The sequence below is a fragment of the Paenibacillus cineris genome, assembly GCF_018333335.1.
Classification (GTDB): Bacteria; Bacillota; Bacilli; order Paenibacillales; family Paenibacillaceae; genus Paenibacillus_AQ; species Paenibacillus_AQ favisporus.
The window spans coordinates 117,195-138,903 of sequence record NZ_BORU01000003.1 but is presented as its reverse complement, the minus strand read 5'-3'; the positions used below and the strand labels follow the sequence as shown (position 1 = coordinate 138,903).

Here is a 21,709-nt window from a genome sequence, read left to right as displayed (position 1 = left end):
TTCATGCCAAGCATCCCCCGCCCCTCCACCGTTACTATGAAAAATAAGCACAGCTATACGACGTGCGCGAAAAGGAGGACCGATATGTCGACGATCAAAACGGAAGCGGCCGAGCTGACGCCCTCAAGCGTGGTCCGAAGGCCGGGAAGGGGCGGCGGACTGATCCACCTCATGTGGAAGTACAAGGCGCTGTACGTGATTTCCCTTCCCGGGATCGTGTATTTTCTCATCTTCAAGTACATTCCGCTGGGCGGCTCAATCATCGCGTTTCAGGATTACAACATTTTTAAGGGCTTCACGGGCAGCAAGTGGGTGGGCTTCGCCAACTTTACGATGATGTTCCAGCATTACGACTTTTTGCGGATTTTGAAAAATACGCTGCTCATCGGGCTCTACGACCTGATCATTGCGTTTCCAGCCCCGATCATTCTGGCCCTGCTGCTCAACGAGCTGAGGCTGGTCGTGTTCAAAAGGGTCATCCAAACCGTGGTGTATATGCCGCACTTTCTGTCCTGGGTCGTCATCGCCGGCATGTCGGTGGCCATTTTGTCCCCGTCCACAGGCATCTTGAACCAACTGCTCGGTCTGTTCGGCATCGAGCCGGTGTACTTCCTCGGCGACAACGCCTACATCCGCAGCGTGCTGGTCGGCTCGGGCATTTGGCGGGACATGGGGTACGGCACGATCCTGTACCTGGCCGCCCTGGCGGGAATCAATCCCGACCTGTACGAAGCGGCCGAGATCGACGGGGCGAACCGGTGGAAGCAGACGCTCCGGATCACGCTGCCGGCGCTGCTGCCGACGATCATGATTTTGTTCCTGCTGCACATCGGCAAGTTCCTCGACTTCGGCTTTGAGCGGGTGTGGGTGTTCCTGAACGCGCTCAATACGGAAAACGGGGAGATTCTCGACACGTACATTTACCGCTCCGGCCTCCTGTCGCAGCAGTACAGCTACACAACGGCGGTGGGCCTGTTTAAATCGGTGGTGGGACTGGTGCTGGTCCTGATCGGCAACCTACTCAGCAAGAAAACGACAGGCGAAGGCCTGTACTAGAAGGGAGGAACGACGGTTGCACCGAATGATGTCTAAGAGCTATCAACTATTCAACGCGTTCAACATCCTGTTCATGTGCCTGCTCGGGCTCGCCATGTTCCTGCCGTTTCTGAACGTCATCGCCCAGTCCTTCAGTTCGTCGGAAGCGGTCACGTCGGGCAAGGTAACGTTCTGGCCGGTGGACGCTACGACGATCAATTACCGGTACGTGTTCAGCGACACGTCAATATGGCGCGCGTTCGCGGTATCCGTCTTCATTACGGTGGCCGGAACATTGATCAACCTGGTGGCGACGGCAACATTGGCTTACCCGGTGTCCCGCGAGGAGTATGTCGGGCGCAAGCTGATCATGCTGATGGTGCTGATCACGATGATTTTCAGCGCGCCGCTGATTCCAAACTTTTTGCTGATGAAAAATCTGCATTTGATGAATACCCCGTGGGCCATGATTTTGCCCGGTGCGATCAGCGCGTTTAACTTTTTCGTGATGCATTCGTTCTTCAAGCAGCTGCCCGCGGAGGTCATCGATTCCGCCCGCATCGACGGCTGCGGGGAGGTACGTATCCTGATGAAGATGGTGGTGCCGCTCTCCAAGCCGGTGATGGCCTCGCTCGGTATTTTTTACGCGGTAGGACATTGGAACGCCTATATGAACGCGCTGTATTACATCGATCAGCCGAAGTGGTGGCCGCTGCAGGTGCTGCTGAAAAAAATGTTCGAGACCGACGATCTCAGCATCGACCCCGGCGCCTCGCAGTTCAGCGAGCTGGCGTTTACCTCCCCGGAGGGGATCAAGATGGCGACCATTGTCATTGCGACGCTGCCGATCATTTTGCTGTATCCGTTCCTGCAGAAGCATTTTGTGAAAGGGCTTACACTCGGCGCGGTCAAATCTTAAAAATGAACTACCCGAACTGAAGTTGCCACCTCACAGTCGGGCAAACGTTAACGATACAATCAACTTGCCAACTCCAACAAAGAGCATACACAAGAGCAATCAAAGCGGGGAAAGAGGGGATACGATGAAAAAATGGGTAAGCCTGATGCTGGCCACCGTAGTGACGGCATCTCTGCTCGCCGGGTGCGGCGGCAAGGACAATGATTCATCCGCCAGCGGCAAGGATGCGGGGACGAGCACGGAGGATAACGGGGTCACCAAGTTTTCGATTTCGCTGCGGACGCTGAATTTTGGCCACGTGGAAAAATCGCCGGACATCAACGCGGATAAGTGGGTGAAGAAGCTGGAGGAGCTGACGAATACCGACATGGACATCCGCTTGGTTCCGCACAGCGAATACGACCAGAAGATGGCGCAAATGTTTGCTACGGGCGACATTCCGGACGTGGTGCAGGGCCAGGGCGGAGTAACCGGGAAAGAGATGGCGGGATCGGTGGAGGCGGGGGTCTTTATGCCGCTGGACGACCTGCTGCAGAAGTACGGGCAGAACCTGCTGCAAAAAATCCCGAAAGAAGCCTGGAATCGCATGACCTATGAAGGTAAAATCTATGGTATTCCGGAGTGGCTCGGCAACCCTTCCCGCCGCGCGACCTGGATCCGCAAGGATCTGTTGGACAAAGCTGGTCTGCCGGCGCCGAAGACGATCGACGATTTTATGGAAGTGCTGCGCGCTTTTAAAAAGATGGGCGTCGAAAATCCCTACATGGGCCGTCAGGACTTCAAATATTCGGATACGGTCTTCGGAGCGTACGATGTTTTTCCTTATTTAAGCCAGTTTGAGGAAGTGGACGGCCAGGTGCAGCCCAAATTTTTCGACGCAGATAATATGATGAAAGCGCTGTCCACCTACAAAACGATGTATGACGAAGGGCTGATCAACAAGGAATTTGCCACGATCAACCCGACGACGTTCAAGAACACGATCCTGTCCGGAAAAGCCGGCATCTGGTCGATGAACGCCAACGAGCTGCTCCAATGGCAGACCCAGCTTCAGGATACGGTTCCGGACGCGAAGCTCGAAGTGATCCCCTCCCCGACAGGACCGGACGGCAAGGGCGGATATTATTTGTATGGCGACGTAAACCGTTCCTATTTCATTAATGCCAAATACGAACATCCGGAGAAAATCATTCAATTCCTCGATTGGATGGTATCGGATGAAGCCGAGAAGTTTTTCACCTTCGGTGTCGAAGGCGAAACGTACACGATGGACGGGGACAAAATCAGCTACAAGCAGCCGACCGACTCCAAAGCGGTTGACGAGGAGCGCTACCGCCAATCCTTCCTGTGGCTCGTGCAGGACACGACCTACAACAAGGGATCGCTCAGCCTGACGGAAGACGGGCGCAAGCTGATGGGCGTGTTCGATAACATTCTGGCGAACGAGGGCCGTGACGGCATCGAATTCGACCCCAGATTGGAAGCGCTTAAAAAGAACCCGGACATCACCCCGCTTTCGGATACGCCGCCACCGGTGCTTGTGACCCACATGGTCAAAATGGTCTACGGCCAGGAGCCGATCGAAAATTGGCCGAAGGTAATCGAGGAATGGAAGTCCAAGGGCGGCAATGCCGTACTGAAAGAAGCCAATGAACGCTACCAGAAAAAAGAGGGCATCTTCCTGCCGCGGAAGTAGGAATTGACGGTTCTTCACCTGCTAGAGATGTTGGGGCGGCGACCCGCACCGGTTCCCGCCGCCCAAAAATGAATCCTGAATACGAAATCGAAAGGAGCTCTTGAGGATGTATCGGATTTTGCTCGTTGACGATGAACCTATGATTCTGAAAGGACTAAGCGTATTCATTCAGCAGTCCGGGATCCGGATTTCATCCATCCGGCTCGCCGCCAACGGGCGCGAGGCGCTGCAGGCGATCGGGGAGGAGCTCCCCGATTTCGTGTTTACGGATATCCGGATGCCGGTCATGGACGGCCTGTCCCTGTGTGAGGCCATCGCCAAGCAGGAGTACCCGGTGCAGACGGTGGTCGTATCCGGTTATGGCGATTTCTCCTATGCCCAGGCCTGTATGGCTTTCGGCGTCAGGGAATACCTGCTGAAGCCGGTGGCCAAACGGGAGCTGGCGGATACGCTGCGGCGCCTGGTGCAGCGGGCTGAGAAGCAGAAGCCGGCCTCCGCCTACCTTTCCGTCGCCAAGATGGATGCATGGCTGGAGCGGTTTGACCAGGCCATCTACTATATGAACCGCAGCCAGGTTCAGGAACTGCTGGAGGAGTGGCGGCGGGAGACTTCCGCTTTTCAGCTTCAGGAGCGGCAAAAGGCCGAAATGCTGGAGGAATTCCACGGCCTGCTCGTTAAGAAGCTAAGAGCCAGGGAGATGAACATCGAACTGGACGACAGCCTGGAGCTCAGCCCGGACTCCACCGGGGAAGAGGCCTTCGGGCGGTTCGCCGAGCGGATCGGCCAGACGATGGACCGCCTGTACCGGAAGCGGAAAGGGAAATGGAAAGACCCGATCGAGGAAGCCAAGCATTACATCGAGCGCAATTTGGCCAGCGAGGTGTCGCTGGAGGAAGTAGCGGATCAGCTGGGGCTGCATCCCAACTATTTCAGCGTCATGTTCAAGCAGGCGACGGGAGAAACCTTCGTCCAGTACCGCACGAAGCGGCGCATGGAATACGCCAAGCGGATGCTCGGCGAGGAATCGCACCGGATCACCGACATTTCATACGCGGTTGGATATGCCGACCATTCCAACTTCACGAAAACCTTCAAGAAATACGAAGGCATCTCGCCTTCGGAATACCGGCAGCGGCTGGGGATCTGACATGTTCCGCAGAAGCATCTCCCACCGCATATTCGGCTACTTCATGGTATTAATCGTCATTTCCTTATCGGTGGTCGGCACCATCACTTACGTGCAGTCGTCCAAACTTCTGGACCGTCAGCTGGAACGCTACCTGTCCCAAATGATCACCCACGCGGCCTATCATACGGACTTGTACCTCCAGACGTTCGACAATGCCAGCAAAATCATTCTGTCCGACCCGGACGTCCTGAAGTTCATGGAGATGGACCCGGACAACAGTTTTCAGTATTACGAGCTGTCGCGGCGGATTCAGAGCAAGGTGTTCGATTCGGCCTTTATCATTTATCCGCAGATCGAACTGATTTACGTCATTAATCAGGACGGCAAGGCGATCACGACGAAGGACATCATCCAGGATGAGGTCAAGGATTATAAATCGTATTATCGTTTAATCGAGCAAAATATTCCGAAGAACGGTCTAGGCGCGATCATCAACTCGGCAACGGTGGATCCGGGGGAAGAGCAGTACATTACGTTCATCCGCCGCGTGCGCGGGCTTCTGTCGCACCAGCCGCGGGGCATCCTCGGCATGAAGCTTAACACCAGGGAGATATCCAAGCTGTGGGGACAAATGGACCTGGGGGACAAAGGCTACTCCTTCATCGTGGACAGCAAGGGCAATTTCGTCGATAAGCCGGAGGACGCCGTCATCCCGGAGTTCATGGACGATGAGGTCAAGAAGAACCTGCTCAGCGGGCAGGGCACCTTCACGGCCGTCGTCAACGGGGAAAAGCGGATGTATGTGTCGCAGCGGCTCAGCGCCGCCGATTGGCAGATGGTCATTTCGGTCCCGGTGAAGGAGCTTCGGAGACCGATCATGAACATCCGCTATACGACGGTCATTGCCGGCTTCATCACGTTAATGGTCGCGATGTGGATTGCAGGCCGGTTCGGCCGGTCTCTCGTGCAGCCGCTCAAGAAGCTCGTCCGCAACATGCGCATGATGGAAAAAGGCGAGTGGAAGACGATTGAGGGTGAGGAGCAGCGCCAGGATGAGTTCGGGTTCCTGATCTCGAGCTACAACCTGATGCTGACGCGGCTGTCGGAGATGATCGAGCGAGTCTACGAGGCGGAAATCCGCTCGCACAAGACGGAGCTGAATCTGCAGAAAATCGCGCTGGAGCAGCATAAGGCCGAATTCCAGGCGCTGCAGCTGCAGATCAATCCGCACTTTCTGTACAACACGCTCGAGACCATCAAATGCTACGCCGTCGTCCAGGATTCCGAAGAAATCATGGAAATGGTCGAAGCGATGGCGGCCATGCTGAGATATGCGATTCAGACGAACCTGTCGGAGATTACGGTCGTCGACGAGCTGAAGCATGTGCTGAATTACATGACCATCCTGCAGTACCGGACCCAGCGGCAGTTTGAGCTGGACGTTGACGTTCCTCCGGATCTGCTGCTGCACAAGATGGTCCGGCTGACGCTGCAGCCGCTGATCGAAAACATGTTCCAGCATGCGTTCCCCGACGGGATTCAGGATCATCACCGGATTCGGATCGGCGCGGAGGTCCGCGAAGGAGGGTTCCGGCTGACCGTGCAGGATAACGGCGCCGGCATGACGGAGGAGAAGCTTCATTCGCTGCGCCAAAAGCTGGAGCTGAACCGGCTCGCGGAGTCCGATTCGGGCTCCCTGTACCACAAAGGCGGGTTGGGCCTCATGAACGTGCACCGGCGGATCCAGATGGTCTACGGTGAAGCGTACGGATTGACGATTGACAGCGCTTTGCATCACGGAACGACGATTCGGATGTCGCTGCCGTTTGACGGCAGCATCACTTGCATGTATGAGGAGGAGAACGTGGGATGAAGATCGATTTGCAGGGGAAAATGGCGCTGGTGACCGGTGCCAGCTCAGGCATCGGCCGGGAAGCGGCCAGGTCGCTCGCGGCCACGGGAGCCGCGGTGGCGGTTCATTATAACCGGGGCCGGGAGGAGGCGGAAGCGCTTGCGGCGGAAATCGCCGCGTCGGGCGGCAGGGCCGCCGTCGTCCAGGCGGACGTCACCCGCACCGAGGAACTAGCGGTGATGCTGGACACGGTCCAGCGGGAGCTGGGCGGCCCGGTGAATATTTTGGTGAACAATGCGGGCCACCTGGTGAAGCGGGTACCGAATGCCGAAATGACCGAGGAGCATTATACGCATGTCATGGACGTCAATTTCAAGTCCTGCGTGTTTTTGAGCAAGCTGGTCATTCCAGGCATGGCAACCCGCGGCGGCGGGTCCATCATCAACATGACTTCGGTCGCCGCCCATGACGGCGGAGGGCCGGGAGCATCGGTATATGCGGCCAGCAAAGCGGCGGTCATTTCCTTCTCCAAGGGTTTGGCCAAGGAAGTTGCCCCGCAGGGCATCCGGGTTAACTGCGTTTCACCGGGCTTTATCGGCCGGACGGCCTTCCACGCCACCTTCACCTCGGATGAAGGCCGGGCCGCCACGGTGTCCAAAATCCCGCTCGGCCGGGAAGGGACGCCGCAGGATGTTGCCGATACGGTGCTGTATCTGGCTTCGGACCTGTCCCGCTATCTTACGGGCGAGACTATTGAAGTGAACGGCGGATTGTTCATGCGGTAAGGGTTTCGTCCAAGGCAGTAAGGGTCAAAGGACAGCGCCCAGAAAATACTTTTGAAAACGGAAACGGACAGCTGAAGCTGAAATGATACTAACGATGAATAACTGACGACGGACAAAGAACGTTGATCTAGGAGCACAGCGAGATAAGGATATCAAGGCAACAAGCTCGCTACAGTGTCACCCAAACTGGAGGGATACGGACAATGGCAACGGCAAACGGATTGTATCAGCCGCAAAGCGGCGATTTAACGGTGCAGTATGCACCTTCGGCGCAAACGGAGCTGATTGAGAACCCGCCGAGGTTTACCTGGATCCCGGCGAAGCTGGAAGATGACCGGTACGTGCTGGAGGTGTCATCCGCGCCGGATTTTACCAGGGAGACGACCCGGACCTACGGGCCGATCCCCTACAATTTCTTTACGCCTTCCGAGGCCTTGAGGCCGGGAACGTATTATTGGCGGTACGCGCTGCTCGAAGGGGAAGGGCCGGGGGAGCAGCAGTCCGAATGGAGCACCGTAAGAGAATTCCGGGTGCCGGAGGGACTGCCGGAGACGGCGCTCCCGTCCCGGAGCGAGCGCTACAGCAGCGTACGCACCGGTCATCCCCGGCTGTGGCTGCAGCCGGATGAGCTGGAAGTGTACCGCGGTACAGTAAGAGAGGATGCGGCAGGCAGCGGATGGCAGGCCTTCTTCGAGCAATCGGTCAAGCCTTGGCTGACCCGGGAGCTGATAGAAGAGCCGAAGCCCTATCCGGACAACCGCCGGACGGCGGCGCTGTGGCGAGGAAGCTATTTGGCCTGCCAGGAGGTGCTGTACGCGATCCGGCATTTGAGCGTTGCCGGTGCCGTGCTGCAGGACGCCGGGCTACTCGCGAAGGCGAAAGCCTGGCTGCTGCACGCCGCGTCCTGGGACCCGGACGGCCCGACCAGCCGCGACTATAACGACGAGGCGGCGTTTCGGATCGCCGCGGCGCTGGCCTGGGGCTACGACTGGCTCCACGGCGAGCTGACGGAGGATGAGCGGGAAGCGGTGCGGGAGCCGCTGCTCGCCCGGACCCGGCAGGTGGCGTACCATGTGATCCAGCGCTCGAAGATCCATCACGTCCCTTATGACAGCCACGCGGTCCGCTCCTTATCTTCGGTGCTCGTGCCCTGCTGCATCGCCTTGTTCGACGAGGAGCCGGAGGCCAGGGAATGGCTGAACTACACAGTGGAGTACTATTACACGCTGTTTTCTCCATGGGGAGGCAAGGACGGCGGCTGGGCCGAAGGGCCCCACTACTGGACGACGGGCATGGCTTACCTGACGGAAGGCCTGAACCTGCTCAAAAACTTTTCGGAGCTCGACGTGTTCCGGCGGCCTTTTTTTCAGCGTACTGGCGATTTTCCCCTCTACTGCTACAGCCCCACCACGTCGACGCGCACGGCCTTTGGCGACAACTCGACACTCGGGGACGATATCATCAAAAAGGTCGGCTACAACATGCGCGAGTTTGCCGGCGTGACCGGAAACGGATGGTACCAATGGTACTTCGACCAGCTGAAGGACGCCAATCCGGAGGCCGACCGCATGTTTTACAACTACGGCTGGTGGGATTTTGCCTTCGATGACCTCGTGTACCGGCACAATTATCCGCAGGTTGAACCGGTAGAGCCTTCCGGCATCGAGCCCGTCAAATGGTTCCGCGACATCGGCTGGGTGGCGATGCATCACCGCCTGCACGATCCTGCGGAGCAGATTTCCCTCATCGCCAAGAGCAGCCGGTATGGATCGGTCAGCCACAGCCACGGCGATCAGGGCGCATTCCTGCTGCACGCTTACGGGGAGCCGCTGGCCATTGAGAGCGGGTATTATGTCGCGTTTAACAGCTCAATGCATTTGAATTGGCGCAGGCAGACCAAGTCGAAAAACGCCGTCCTTATCGACGGGCAGGGGCAGTTCGCCGGCATGAACAAGGCGCTGAACCTGGCGGCTAAAGGGGAGGTCGAGGACGCCTGGCATGACAAGCGCGTATCCTACACTCGTTTGAATCCAACCTCCGCTTACCGGGAGCATGTACCGTATTTGAAGCAGTATAAGCGCGAGATTTATTTTGTGCAAAACAGCTACTTCGTTATTGTTGATTCAATCGACCTGGAGCAGCCGGGACGGGTGCAGTGGCTCTTTCACACGCTGTACGAGATGGAGTTGAAGGGACAATCCTTCCATGTGAACGGCAAGAAAGCCCTGATGGAAGGGCGCTTCATCTTCAGCACGTCCGGAGAGTTTACGCTGTCGCAGACGAGCGGATTCGAGGGTGTGGATCCCGAGGAAATCGCCGGGCTCGATACACACTGGCATCTGTCGGCGGAGACGAAGGACGCGTCCTCGCACCGGATCGCTACGCTGCTCCTTCCAAAGCGGCTGGATGAGGGCGGCAAATACATTTCTTATTTTATGGACGATCAAGGATTCAGTTATAATTTGTATTTGACGGACAACGGGCAAACGCAGAAGATCGAAATCGCGAAGGCGTTTTAGTTTATGAAATGACAAGCATAAGGAGGCGGAGCAAAAGCATGAGCAATATCGGTGTTTGGGAGGATGCGGAGCCCGGCGTAAAGCGCAAAATTTTGCAGCCGGGGGCGTCGCTGATGATGATGGAAGTACATTTTGAAGCCGGTGCGGAAGGATATGAGCATGCCCACCCGCATGAGCAGATGTCTTACTGCCTGCGGGGGCGCGTCGAGTTCACGATCGAAGGCAAGAAGACGGTCATCGCGAAGGGCGAGCACATCGTCATTCCGATGGGCGCCAGGCATGGGGCGAAGGCGCTGGAAGCCAGCGCATTGCTGGACTGCTTCACGCCGCTGCGTGCCGACTTGATCAAGTATTAATTGACGGCACGACGGTCGCTGCTTCAGGTTCGTTTAGACGAAGTTAAGCGAGGCCAAGTATTAGTACCATGAAGTACCATGACTGCCATCACAAAGGCTGTTCCTAGACTGCCTCTCGGCACCTTTTGGACGTTGAACTGTCCATTGGAGGCCGCGGGGCAGTTTTTTTGTGCGGGACCACAGACAGTGGCGTTGCTATAATAGTTGGACTAGGGAAAAAAGCTGTACAATTGCACTTATGATCATCAGTCAGGCAGGGCATAGATGGAGTAACTGCAAAAATGCAATTTTCGTGTGAATTGTGATCTGCGGAAAAGTGATCCTATTTAAAAAAAAGGAGGAGCGACCATGATTATCGGTGTTGTTTCGGATACGCATTTAAGAGAAGGCAGAGTAAAGCTCCCCGCAAAGCTGACGGAAGCGTTCCGGGAGGTTGACCATATTCTTCATTTGGGCGATTGGATGACCCTGGAGGTGTACGATCAGCTGTCAAAATTAGCTCCTGTGGACGGCATTGCCGGAAATAATGACGGGTACGAGATTATGGAGCGTTTTGGCGAAAAAAAGATACTCTCCTTTGAAGGGGTACAGATTGGGCTTGTTCACGGACATGAGCCTTATTCATCAAGAATAACCACTCCGCAGAAGGCCAGGAAGGCCTTTGAGGGCGAGCTGGTTTCCTGCATCCTGTTCGGCCATTCTCACCAGCCTCACCTGCAGATGGACGACGGCGTGCTGATGTTTAACCCCGGTTCTCCTACGGACAAGCGCAGGGAGAAGCTGTATTCGTTTGGACTGCTTGAAATCAAAGGTGGCCAAGTCTTCCCCCGGCATATTTTTTATGAGGATAAAGGATAGGGATGCCCCGCAATGTTCAGAATTGGTATAGAATCAAGCGGTATACTCATTGAAGCGTTGTACGAAGAGGGAGGTTATGTGTAATCATGAAAATCATTAGTCATTTTCAGGACGCAGCGCAAACCAGACACCGGGGAGTCGAACCCTACTCGCTTCAGGAAGTTCGGCTCACACCCGATATGAACATCGAATACACCCGGGGTTTTTACGTTCATCACAACGGCGACTTGATTGGGATCGTGGCGACGGCGGAAGGACCGGTTTTCTTTCACAACCAGGACAAATATCTTCTTCAGGAGGGCAGCTACTCCTTTTTACTGCAGAAAAAAAATACGGAGAACATTTTCTTTTTCGAATGGCAGGGCGCTTGTGCGTTAAAAATCTCGTATACGCCCGTTCTGATCAACCATGGCGGAAGATGGGTCGACGATCCGGTGTGGGATTTTTTCAGCTGGCTGACGAAGGCAGTAAGGAAAAAGCGGTTCGCCGGATACTATACCGTGGACGAAATTTCCTCGCTGCTGGGCAATCGGGAAAAGGCTGTGCCAGGGCAGACGCTGGTTCAAATAAGGGCATAAATTACGTTTTCCAAAACACGGCTATACGTTTAAATAGCATACTTTACTTCATTTAGAAAGAACCGCTTTGCTGCGGTTCTTTCTTCTTGTACCCGTGATCAAGCCGTCTGCAAAGTTCGTGCTTCATCCTGCAATATAGGAAAAGTCATCATCTGCATCTGATCGTGGTCACGGCGATTAAGCGAAGATTACCTCTGACCGATTGCTGAGATCAAAAATTTATCCGCAAAGCTGCGTACCTATAGTATTGCGGGTGTGCGCTCCAATACGCTATAATAACGTTAAATACGGTGATGGAAAACGCAACCATTTCCATGGACTAAGCACATTGAACGTTTGAAGCCGTGTTGTTAGGCGGTTGATTTACCGCCTTATGCGGTTCATATATCGGGGTATGGCGCAGTCTGGTAGCGCGCACCCTTGGGGTGGGTGAGGCCGTGGGTTCGAATCCCGCTACTCCGATATTTCCCTTTGCCAGAGCGGCGATGCCTGGGCATCGTCATCATATACGGCGTAATTGAGAACCATTTCAGTTGTTATTTCATACAATTGAAGTGGTTCTATCATTTATTGCAAGATTTGCTAAGAAATCCATAGGAAAACGGGGGTGCCGGAGATGATGATTTCAGAATGCAATCCCGGCCAATTATCGCACGAGCAAATTACCGCACTGCTGTACAAGGGAATTTCCGACGACGGTCGGCCAGGCGACTGCATTTTCGTGTTCGGAAGCAACAAGGGCACGAGGTACCGCGTGCCCGCAGCGGTTCAATTATACAAGGATGGCCGGGCACCAATGATTCTTTTTTCGGGAGGTACGATCTGGAAAGGGCAGCCTCTGCCCGAGGCGCTGATGATGAAGGAAAGAGCGGTGGAACTGGGGGTGCCTGCCGGACAAATTCTGGTGGAGCAGGAGTCACGGCATACGAAGGAGAATGTGCTCGCTTCGCTGCTTGTTCTGGACCGGGCCATTCCGCTGCACGGTATCCGCCGGATTCTGATCGTTACTTCCGCATACCATATGCGGCGGGCGTACTTGACCTTAAAGACGTACATGCCCTCCTGGATCGAATACTCGATGTGTGCCGCAGAGGATGCGTCGACCCGGGAGGACAATTGGTGGTTGACGCCGGAAGGGTTCAACCGGGCTTCGAATGAAGCCGGCAAGCTGGTCCGGTATGTGCAAAACGGAATCATTGCGGACGCTATGTTGGATTTGGGATAGTTCTATGCTTTATTTAAAAAAGGACAACAGCAGCGCCTAAGCGGTTCAGGCGGGCCGTGTCCTTTTTCTTTTTTTTTCGAAATATCCGCTGCTCTTGCGTGAACGGCAGGATGGCGAGCAGTCATTTTCCCTTAAACTGCGCTCTCCACTTCCGCACCCGGCGCTTCATGTACCGCCGGTTTGGCCCGCCGCAGCGCATAGAACAGCAGTCCGAATACGAGCCAGCCGCCGCCAAGCAGCAGTGAGGAAACGTCCAGAAGGGTGACGAGGTACAGCACGAAGCCGGCACCGAGTAGCGGGCACAAAAGACGGAAAATGATGTCTTTGGGAGTGCGGCCCTTTTCACGGACGATGTAGTGGAAAATCACGGACAGGTTGACGAACAGGAATGCCGTCAGCGCGCCGAAATTCACGAATTTGATCGCCGTTTCGAGGCTGATGAACAGGGCGGACAAGGAAATAACGCTGGCCAGCACGATATTGAACACGGGCGTACGGAACTTGGGATGGATGGAAGCGAATGTCTTGGGCAGGAGAGAGGTTCTACCCATGACGAACAGCAGCCGGGTGACGGTCGTCATGGAGGACATGCCCTGGGACAGAATGGAGAAAATGATGACGAACGTAAACACCGAGGCCAGCACGCTGCCTCCGATGGACTGCATCAGCTCAAAGCCGGCGGAGTCGGCGCTCGCAAACGAAAAGGAAGGGTACATTTGCTGGATCAAATAAGCGGTGGCAAAATACATCAGCCCGGCCAGGACGACAATGACCATAATGGCGCGGGGGATCGTCTTCTTCGGGTCTTTCGTTTCTTCGGCCATCGTCGTAATGGAGTCGAATCCGAGGAAGGAGAAGCAGACCAGCGAGGCTCCGGCCAGAATGGAAGAGAACGAGACGCCTTTTCCTGCGGCAAACGGGTCGAGTCCTGCGGTAATCCCGCCTTGCAGCGCTTTGTATACCAGGAGCGCACAGAAGCCGGCGATAAACAAAATTTGCATCAGGACGAAGATTTTGCTGACATTGGCCGATGTTTTGATGCCAATGATATTGATCGCCATGACGACAGCCGTCAGGAGGATGATCCAGACCGCCGGAGGTACGGACGGGAACTGCGCGTTCAAATTAATCCCGAACATAAGCACGGCGATAATGCACGAAAATAAATAGTCGAGCAGGACGGCCCAGCCCACCACAAAGCCGAGAAAGGGGTTCATCGCTTTGGTCACGTAGGTGTACGCCGAACCCGAGACGGGGAAAGCCTTCGCCATTTGCCCGTAGCTTGCCGCCGTGAAGACGATGGCTATAAACGCCAGCATGTAAGCGGCCAGGAGCATGCCTCCCGAGCCCTCGTGAAGCACGCCGAAGCTGGTGAAGAAGATCATGGGCGACATCCAGGCCAGGCCCATGGTCACGACATGGGACAAGGATAAATCTCTTTTTAATGTTATGTTATTTAACATATGACATTCCTCCTCCAAAGGTAAAGCAACTGACGGCGATTCGATATGTCATGACATCTCACATTTTTGCAGGCTATTTCCGAAAAATCAAGTCTTTTTTCTGAGTTTACATGCAAACATATGTTTTATCATGGCCTATAACCTCACATTAAACCGCCTTTTACAGCTAAATATTCGCATTTCTAAATTTTTTTTGTAAGTTTTTATTGCATGCCGCCAAGAAACCGTGTTAGTATTCATAACATAAACAACCGCATACGAATTGTCTTCTAGGGTTCCGGGTCGATGAAAGTCATCGGCTGGCTGGTCCGAGAGAAGGCGCACCGGGGCAGCCTGGTGTACACGGCGGGAAAAAAGCCCGGGAGAATCTATCAAAGCACGCTTTGATGTTTCTCCCGGGCTTTTTTTATTTTTAATTGGCGGGCTTGGGGCTCACTGGCGGTTTACGTCCGGCCAGCAGCAGGCCTGCTCCATAGGAGGAATGAAAATGACAGCAAGCTTTTCGATAACGATGGGTCCCGGCGGTAAATGGTCCGCCTATATTGGCAAAGGTAAGTCGGTCACCTTGACGGCCGCGGGCGATTCAGCGAATGTGTCTGCGCTGCTGTATCATGCGGCGTATCCGTCGGAGAGGTACAACATGCCGGATTCGCTCAAGGCGCAGCATACCGCTTTTTATACGGCCGGTCACGTGCTGATGAGCGATCAGGGCCGTGTCCTTGCATCCATCATTGAAGACACTGCCGGCTGGCATGATCCCCTGGGCGGATACACGACCCGTAAAGGAACGGACGGCAAGTATGGTCCGACTTCGTACCAGCAGGAGCGCAACGCCTGGCTGCGAAGCGGCGAGGAAAACCTGACGGTGGAGCTGTACCGCCATAACTTGACGCCGCGGGATTTGAGCGCGCCGGTGAATTTCTTTTCGAAAGTGGTATGCGAGCTGGACGGGACGATGAGGTATGTTCCCCAGCCAACCGATGGGCGCTCCGTCACCCTCCGGACGGAAATGGATGTGCTGCTGGTCGTGTCGAACACGCCGCATCCACTCAACCCCTCGGCGGTGTATCCGGGGGCAGCGGTGGAGATCCGTATAACGGATGCCGCGCCAATGACGGAAGACGATCTGTGCGTGAACCACTGCGGTGAGAACCGGCGAGCTTTTGAAAACACATGGAATGCCTATGCACTCATGAAAGGGGCGAATTGAAAATGAGCACATTTCAAGCGGTGGCAAGCGAACGAAACGCGGCGGATGCCGTGTACAACCACATCATAGCTGCAGGAGAGGGCTGGATTTATGACCTGTTCCCCGGGCAGGTGCTGCGCATCGTCGATGTGGAGGGCAATCAGGCGGTGGACACCCTGTTTTATTCCAAGGAAGATCCGGGCGATCATTACAGTGCGGTCCGTACGATTACCCGTCAAAATAACATTTATCTGACCACAGGCTCGGTGCTCGTAGCCGAATCGGGGCGGGAGCTGCTGCAGATTACGGCCGACACCTGCGGCCGGCATGACACGCTTGGCGGTGCCTGCTCGGCCCAGAGCAATACAGTGCGGTATTCCCACGACACGCTCCCGATGCATAACTGCCGGGATACCTTCATGCTGATGCTAGCGGGCCGGGATGAATTTACGAAGCGGGATTTGGCCCCGAACGTCAATTTTTTCATGAATGTGCCGGTGACGCCGGAAGGGGAGCTCACCTTTGCGGACGGTGTATCCGGACCGGGACGTTACGTCGAGCTGACGGCGCTGGCGCCGGTCACCGTCCTGATCAGCAACTGCCCGCAGCTGAACAATCCTTGCAATGCCTATAACCCGACGCCGGCGCAGGTGCTGGTCTGGAATGCGGAAGGAGGCGAAGGCAATGTTTAAAAAGGTGCTGATTGCCAACCGCGGAACGATCGCGGTACGGATTATCCGGACGCTGCGCACGATGGGCATTGCGTCGGTGGCCGTGTACACAAAAGCGGACCGGGACAGCCTGCACGTGGAGCAGGCAGATGAAGCGGTGCTCATTGGAGATGGACCGGCGAAGGAGAGCTACGTGAATGCCGAGCTGATCCTGCGTACGGCTCTGGAAAGCGGGGCGGACGCGGTGCATCCCGGATACGGCTTCTTAAGCGAAAACGCCGGGTTCGCCAGAGCATGCGCCGAGCACGGCATCACGTTCATCGGGCCGTCCCCCGGGCATATCGAGCTGTTCGGCCTGAAACATACCGCGCGCTCGATGGCTGAGCAGGCGGGGGTGCCTCTGCTGCCGGGCACAGGGCTTATTTCGTCGGTGGACGAAGCCGCCGGGCAAGCTGAAACGATCGGCTACCCCGTCATGCTCAAGAGCACGGCCGGCGGCGGAGGCATCGGGATGCGTATTTGCGGCGACGAAGCGGCGCTGCGGGATGCATTCGAATCCGTGACCCGGCTGGCAGCGGCGAATTTCAATGACGGGGGCGTTTTTCTGGAGAAGTATATTGCGCGGGCGCGCCACGTTGAGGTGCAGATCTTCGGCAACGGCGACGGCGAAGCGGTCGCTCTGGGCGAGCGCGACTGTTCCGTGCAGCGCCGGAACCAGAAGATCATCGAAGAAACGCCGGCGCCGCTGCTGGCGGAACCGGTGCGCCGGGAAATGCACGAAAGCGCCAGGCGCCTTGCCGCAGCCGCAGGTTACCGCAGCGCCGGCACGGTCGAGTTTTTGTACGATCCGCAGGAGGAGAGGTACTACTTCCTGGAGGTGAACACCCGGCTGCAGGTGGAGCACGGCGTCACGGAGGAGGTGCTCGGCATCGACCTCGTGGAATGGATGGTCCGCGAGGCGGCCGGCGATTTGCCGGGACTCGCGCAGCGGGTGCGTGAACCGGAGGGGCACAGCTTGCAGGTGCGTCTGTACGCGGAGGACTGCGTCAATGCTTTCCGTCCGGCGGACGGCCGGATCGACGCGGTGGTCTGGCCGGAACGCACAAGGATCGAGACGTGGATTCAGCCGGGCCTTGAAGTGACCACGCTCTATGACCCGATGTTGGCCAAAATTATCGTCCACGCCAAGACGCGGCAGGAAGCCGTCTCCCGGATGATCGAGGCGCTGCAGGCGCTGCGCGTGTATGGTGTTACGACAAATCAGTCTTATATCGAAGCTTTTCTGGATACCGAAGCGTTCCGCGAAGGGCGGATCTATACGAACATGCTGGTCGGTTTTGAGCCGGCCGAGCCGGCGATCGAGGTGCTGGACGGCGGCGTTCAAACCACCGTACAGGACCTTCCGGGCCGAACGGGGTACTGGGATATCGGCGTACCTCCATCAGGGCCGATGGACCGGCTGGCTTTTGCCATCGGCAACCGGCTGCTCGGCAATCCGGAGGAAGCGCCGGGCCTGGAAATGACGCTGCGCGGAGGAAGCTACCGCTTCCGCGGCGCTATGCGGTTCTGCCTGACCGGGGCCGATATGCAGGCGGAGCTGGACGGCGAACCGGTGCCGGCGTATACCCCGGTGACGGCGTCTGCCGGCTCGGTGCTGACCCTGGGCGAAGCCGCCGTCGGGATGCGCGCTTACCTGCTCGTCGCCGGCGGCCTGGATATGCCGCTGACGCTGGGCAGCGCCTCGACGTTTACGCTCGGCGGCTTCGGCGGCCATACCGGCAGTGCGCTGCGTCCGGGGGCGGTGCTCCGGGTCCGCAGCGACTCGCCGGACCGCCAGTCCGAGCCTCTAAGCTTTCTCCCACCGGCATCGCAGCCGGCACTAACGCGGGAATGGACCCTCGGCGTCATTCCCGGACCGCATTGTACCGCCGAATACCTGCTTCCGGCGTATTTGGACCAGCTAACCTCCACGGTGTGGGAGGTGCATTTCAACAGCTCGCGCACCGGCGTTCGCCTGATCGGCCCTGCGCCGCTGTGGGCCCGGGAGGATGGAGGCGACGCCGGGCTGCATCCGTCGAACATCCACGACAATGCCTATGCCGTCGGCGCCCTGGACCTGACGGGTGACATGCCGATTCTGCTTGGACCGGACGGGCCGAGTCTCGGCGGGTTCGTGTGCCCGGTCACGACTGCGACGGCGGAGCTCTGGAAGATCGGGCAGCTCCGCCCGGGTGATCAGGTCCGTTTCCGGCTGATCACCGTAGAGGAAGCCGAAGAGCTGAGAGCAGCCCAGGAAGCATTTCTGCGTGAGCTCTCCGGCGGAGCGTCCGTGCCGAAGCTGCCTGAGCTTCCACATACATCCCGCGGCGACTACATGCCGCTGCTCGCATACGAGGAAGAAGGGCGGCGCTTTCCGATTGCGGTGCGCTGCTCCGGGGACGAAAATATTTTGGTGGAATACGGGGAACGCGAACTCGACCTGTTGTACCGCTTTCAGGTGTATGTCCTGATGCAGGCGGTCACGGACAGCGGAAGCATCCCGTATATCGAAATGACGCCGGGCATCCGTTCCCTGCAAATTCATATCGATGCCTCCCGCATGTCTGTAAAGGAGGCGGCGGCGAAAGTGATGGAGATCGACCGGACGCTGCCGCCGCTTGATTCCATCGAGGTCCCTTCCAGGATCGTCAAGCTGCCTTTATCATGGGACGATCCGGCCACAAGGCTGGCGATCGAGCGCTATCAGCAAAACGTGCGTCCGGATGCGCCTTGGTGCCCGAGCAACCTGGAGTTTATCCGCCGCATGAACGGGCTGGGCTCGATCGAGGAGGTGGCGGAAATCGTTTTTAACGCTTCCTATCTGGTCATGGGGCTCGGGGATGTATACCTGGGAGCGCCGGTTGCGGTTCCGCTGGACCCCCGCCATCGGCTGGTGACGACCAAATACAATCCGGCCCGCACCTGGACGCCGGAGAATGCCGTCGGCATCGGCGGAGCCTACTTGTGCGTATATGGCATGGAAGGCCCAGGGGGCTACCAGTTCGTGGGGCGAACGGTACAGATGTGGAACAAATTCCGCCGGACGGTTAACTTTGAGCAGGGGAAGCCGTGGCTGCTGCGCTTTTTTGACCAGATCCGCTTCTATCCGGTGTCGGAGGAGGAACTGCTGCGAATGCGGGAGGACTTCCCGCGCGGGGAGTTTACCGTGGACATCGAAGAAACGACGTTTAATCTCGGCGAGTATCTGGCCTGGCTGGGCACGATCCAGGAGGAATCAGCAGTGTTCCGGACGTCCCGGCAGGCAGCGTTTCAGCAGGAGCGGGCGTACTGGAAGGAGCTTGGCATCGCGGAGCATGTATCCGAACCGGAGGCAGCCGCGACCCAAGAGCAGGGGGCGCTCCCGGAAGGAAGCCTCGGCGTGAACAGCTCGATGTCGGGCAGCGTCTGGAAGGTGCTCGTAGAGCCGGGCCAGGAGGTCCGTAAGGGCGAGACTATTATAATAGAAGAAAGTATGAAAATGGAGTTTTCCCAGCCTGCCCCGTTCGATGGCATCATTGCCTCCGTCTTTGTGGCGTCCGGCGATCAGGTGCGGGCAGGCGACTACATCGCAGCGATCTTTCCGTTGGAAAAGGAGGCGGCGTCATGAGCATTCAGGCGGTTCCTTTTGAACTGAGCATCCATGCCCTCCAGCAGGGTTACCGGAGCGGCAGCTTTACGCCGCAAGAGGTGATCGCGGCCATTATCGGGCGTGCGGAACGGGATAGCGGGATGAATATTTGGATCCTGCCGCCGGAGATGGAGCGGATCGCCCCTTACCTCGAAGGGCTGAAGTGGCTGGATCCGGCGGTCTGTCCGTTATGGGGCATCCCGTTTGCGGTGAAGGACAACATCGGCGTGGCCGGCTGGCCGGTCACCGCGGCTTGCCCCGACTATGCGTATGTGCCGGAACGGCACGCGCCGGTGGTGGAGCGGCTCATCCAGGCCGGTGCGATTCCGGTGGGCAAGACGAACCTGGACCAGTTCGCCACCGGCCTTGTCGGCACGCGCAGCCCCTACGGCGAGACGCATAATGCGCTCCGTCCGGAGTTGATCAGCGGCGGCTCGAGCTCCGGTTCTGCCGTCAGCGTCGCCCGCGGGCAGACTGCGTTCGCCCTCGGCACCGACACGGCCGGCTCGGGGAGGGTGCCCGCGGCGCTGAACGGCCTGGTCGGCTACAAGCCGGCCGTCGGCGCCTGGCCTGCGGCGGGCGTCGTTCCCGCCTGCCGCAGCATCGACTGCGTGACGGTGTTCGCCCGTCACATGGACGACGCGGCCGCTGTGGATGCGGCCGCACGCGGGTGGTGCGCGGACGATCCGTACTCCGCGGACCGTCCGCTGCACCGCGGCGAGCAGCCGAAGACGTGGCTGCTCCCGCAGGGCCGCCCCGAGTTTTTCGGCCCGTTCGCGGCCGAATACGAGGCGGCCTGGAACCGGGCGAAGGAGACGATTGCCCGTTCCGGGGTCCGCGTGCAGCAGGTGGATGTGTCCCTGCTGCAGGAAGCGGCGGCCCTGCTGTACGAGGGGCCGCTCGTGGCCGAGCGCTGGAGCGCGCTCGCCGGCTTCATCGAGGCGCATCCCGGGTCGACGTTTCCGGTGACGGAAACGATTCTGCGCTCGGGTGCCCAGGCCGAGCATACGGCGGCAGCCCTTTTCCGCGCCCAGCATCGTTTGGCTGAGATTCGCAGGGCGGTCCGTTCCTGGCTGCGGCAAGCCGTGCTGGTGCTGCCGACCTGCGGCGGCACGTGGACAAGAGAGCAGGTCGGCGCGGATCCCATCGGAACGAACAGCAAGATGGGCCTCTACACGAACCACTGCAACCTGCTGGATCTCAGTGCGCTGGCGATTCCGGCCGGGCAGGCGGGGCCGGAGCTCCCCTTCGGCGTGACGCTGTTTGCGCTTCCTGAAGAAGAAGCGAACCTGACTGAAGCCGCGCGCTTCCTGCTTCGGGTGCAGGACACCATCCGCGTCGGCGTCTGCGGGCTGCATATGCGCGGCATGCCGCTGGAACCGCAGATGACCGGGCTCGGCGCGGTATTTGCGGAAGAGGCGCAAACCGCCCCGGTGTACCGGCTGTACAAACTGGAGACCGATCCGCCGAAGCCTGGGCTGGTACGGACGCCTCTAGGCGGGGCGCCGATCGCGGTGGAGCTGTGGGATATGCCGGTGGAGTCTTTCGGCAGGTTCACAGCCTCGATTCCCGCGCCGCTCGGGATCGGTCGGGTGGAGCTAGCGGACGGGCGGAGCGTCCCGGGTTTTGTCTGCGAGGCGTACGCCGCAGAAGGGGCGCTGGACATCACCGTGTCCGGTGGCTGGAGAAACGCGATGGCCGAAGTATAATTTTTTTATGATAGAAAGCCAGCCAGTCCGGTCTCAACCGGTTCTGGCCTTTTTTTAT

The 21,709-nt window shown here is 57.7% G+C and carries 16 protein-coding genes, 1 tRNA gene and 1 riboswitch; of the genes, 16 read left to right on the top strand and 1 reads right to left on the bottom strand.

Annotation, left to right across the window (positions count from 1 at the left end):
* The first annotated feature begins 84 nt into the window (after positions 1–84).
* The 12 genes from KI379_RS24830 to KI379_RS24775 all read left to right on the top strand — a co-directional run bounded on the left by KI379_RS24830 (position 85) and on the right by KI379_RS24775 (position 12,952).
* Positions 85–1,056: an ABC transporter permease gene (locus KI379_RS24830; RefSeq protein ID WP_076175499.1), complete on the top strand. Its 972-nt coding sequence runs from the start codon at positions 85–87 to the stop codon at positions 1,054–1,056.
* A 25-nt stretch (positions 1,057–1,081) separates the two neighbouring features.
* Complete coding sequence (locus KI379_RS24825; RefSeq protein ID WP_076175502.1) at positions 1,082–1,954, top strand: carbohydrate ABC transporter permease; 873 nt, start codon at positions 1,082–1,084, stop codon at positions 1,952–1,954.
* 124 nt (positions 1,955–2,078) lie between these two features.
* On the top strand, positions 2,079–3,650 hold the full coding sequence (locus tag KI379_RS24820) for an extracellular solute-binding protein (protein WP_212985235.1): 1,572 nt from the start codon (positions 2,079–2,081) through the stop codon (positions 3,648–3,650).
* Between the two features lie 106 nt (positions 3,651–3,756).
* Positions 3,757–4,797 carry a response regulator gene (locus tag KI379_RS24815; protein WP_212985234.1) on the top strand — a complete coding sequence of 347 codons (1,041 nt, stop codon included), beginning with the start codon at positions 3,757–3,759 and terminating at the stop codon, positions 4,795–4,797.
* 1 nt (position 4,798) lies between these two features.
* The gene (locus KI379_RS24810; RefSeq protein ID WP_212985233.1) at positions 4,799–6,652 is read left to right on the top strand and encodes a sensor histidine kinase; all 1,854 of its coding nucleotides are present in this window, start codon (positions 4,799–4,801) and stop codon (positions 6,650–6,652) included.
* On the top strand, positions 6,649–7,416 hold the full coding sequence (locus tag KI379_RS24805; protein WP_212985232.1) for an SDR family NAD(P)-dependent oxidoreductase: 768 nt from the start codon (positions 6,649–6,651) through the stop codon (positions 7,414–7,416). Before KI379_RS24810 ends, KI379_RS24805 begins: the two co-directional genes overlap by 4 nt.
* Positions 7,417–7,619: 203 nt before the next feature.
* Complete coding sequence (locus KI379_RS24800) at positions 7,620–9,935, top strand: DUF4962 domain-containing protein (protein ID WP_212985231.1); 2,316 nt, start codon at positions 7,620–7,622, stop codon at positions 9,933–9,935.
* A gap of 38 nt (positions 9,936–9,973) precedes the next feature.
* Entirely contained in the window at positions 9,974–10,291 is a 318-nt protein-coding gene (locus KI379_RS24795; RefSeq protein ID WP_212985230.1) for a cupin domain-containing protein, read from the top strand.
* Between the two features lie 348 nt (positions 10,292–10,639).
* On the top strand, positions 10,640–11,149 hold the full coding sequence (locus tag KI379_RS24790) for a metallophosphoesterase family protein (RefSeq protein WP_212985229.1): 510 nt from the start codon (positions 10,640–10,642) through the stop codon (positions 11,147–11,149).
* A gap of 86 nt (positions 11,150–11,235) precedes the next feature.
* A complete protein-coding gene (locus tag KI379_RS24785) occupies positions 11,236–11,727 on the top strand; it encodes a hypothetical protein (RefSeq protein WP_212985228.1) in 492 nt (163 codons plus the stop codon).
* Between the two features lie 388 nt (positions 11,728–12,115).
* Positions 12,116–12,189: transfer RNA gene (locus KI379_RS24780), tRNA-Pro, on the top strand.
* Between the two features lie 154 nt (positions 12,190–12,343).
* Positions 12,344–12,952 carry a YdcF family protein gene (locus tag KI379_RS24775; RefSeq protein WP_212985227.1) on the top strand — a complete coding sequence of 203 codons (609 nt, stop codon included), beginning with the start codon at positions 12,344–12,346 and terminating at the stop codon, positions 12,950–12,952.
* A 131-nt stretch (positions 12,953–13,083) separates the two neighbouring features.
* Here KI379_RS24775 and KI379_RS24770 read toward each other — a convergent pair whose 3' ends face one another.
* Complete coding sequence (locus tag KI379_RS24770; protein WP_212985226.1) at positions 13,084–14,415, bottom strand: APC family permease; 1,332 nt, start codon at positions 14,413–14,415, stop codon at positions 13,084–13,086.
* Between the two features lie 258 nt (positions 14,416–14,673).
* A riboswitch (guanidine-I (ykkC/yxkD leader) is annotated at positions 14,674–14,782 on the top strand.
* 120 nt (positions 14,783–14,902) lie between these two features.
* Between KI379_RS24770 and KI379_RS24765 the strand changes: the two genes are divergently transcribed.
* Genes KI379_RS24765 through atzF form a run of 4 tightly spaced genes read left to right on the top strand, consistent with a single transcriptional unit; the run spans position 14,903 to position 21,651 of the window.
* Positions 14,903–15,625, top strand: a complete 723-nt coding sequence (locus KI379_RS24765) for an urea amidolyase associated protein UAAP1 (RefSeq protein WP_116233856.1) — start codon at positions 14,903–14,905, stop codon at positions 15,623–15,625.
* A gap of 2 nt (positions 15,626–15,627) precedes the next feature.
* Positions 15,628–16,296: an urea amidolyase associated protein UAAP2 gene (locus KI379_RS24760; protein WP_212985225.1), complete on the top strand. Its 669-nt coding sequence runs from the start codon at positions 15,628–15,630 to the stop codon at positions 16,294–16,296.
* Positions 16,289–19,921, top strand: coding sequence for an urea carboxylase (gene uca, locus KI379_RS24755; RefSeq protein WP_212985224.1), 3,633 nt, complete (start codon positions 16,289–16,291; stop codon positions 19,919–19,921). Before KI379_RS24760 ends, uca begins: the two co-directional genes overlap by 8 nt.
* A complete protein-coding gene (atzF, locus tag KI379_RS24750) occupies positions 19,918–21,651 on the top strand; it encodes an allophanate hydrolase (protein ID WP_212985223.1) in 1,734 nt (577 codons plus the stop codon). Before uca ends, atzF begins: the two co-directional genes overlap by 4 nt.
* Positions 21,652–21,709: the final 58 nt, after the last annotated feature.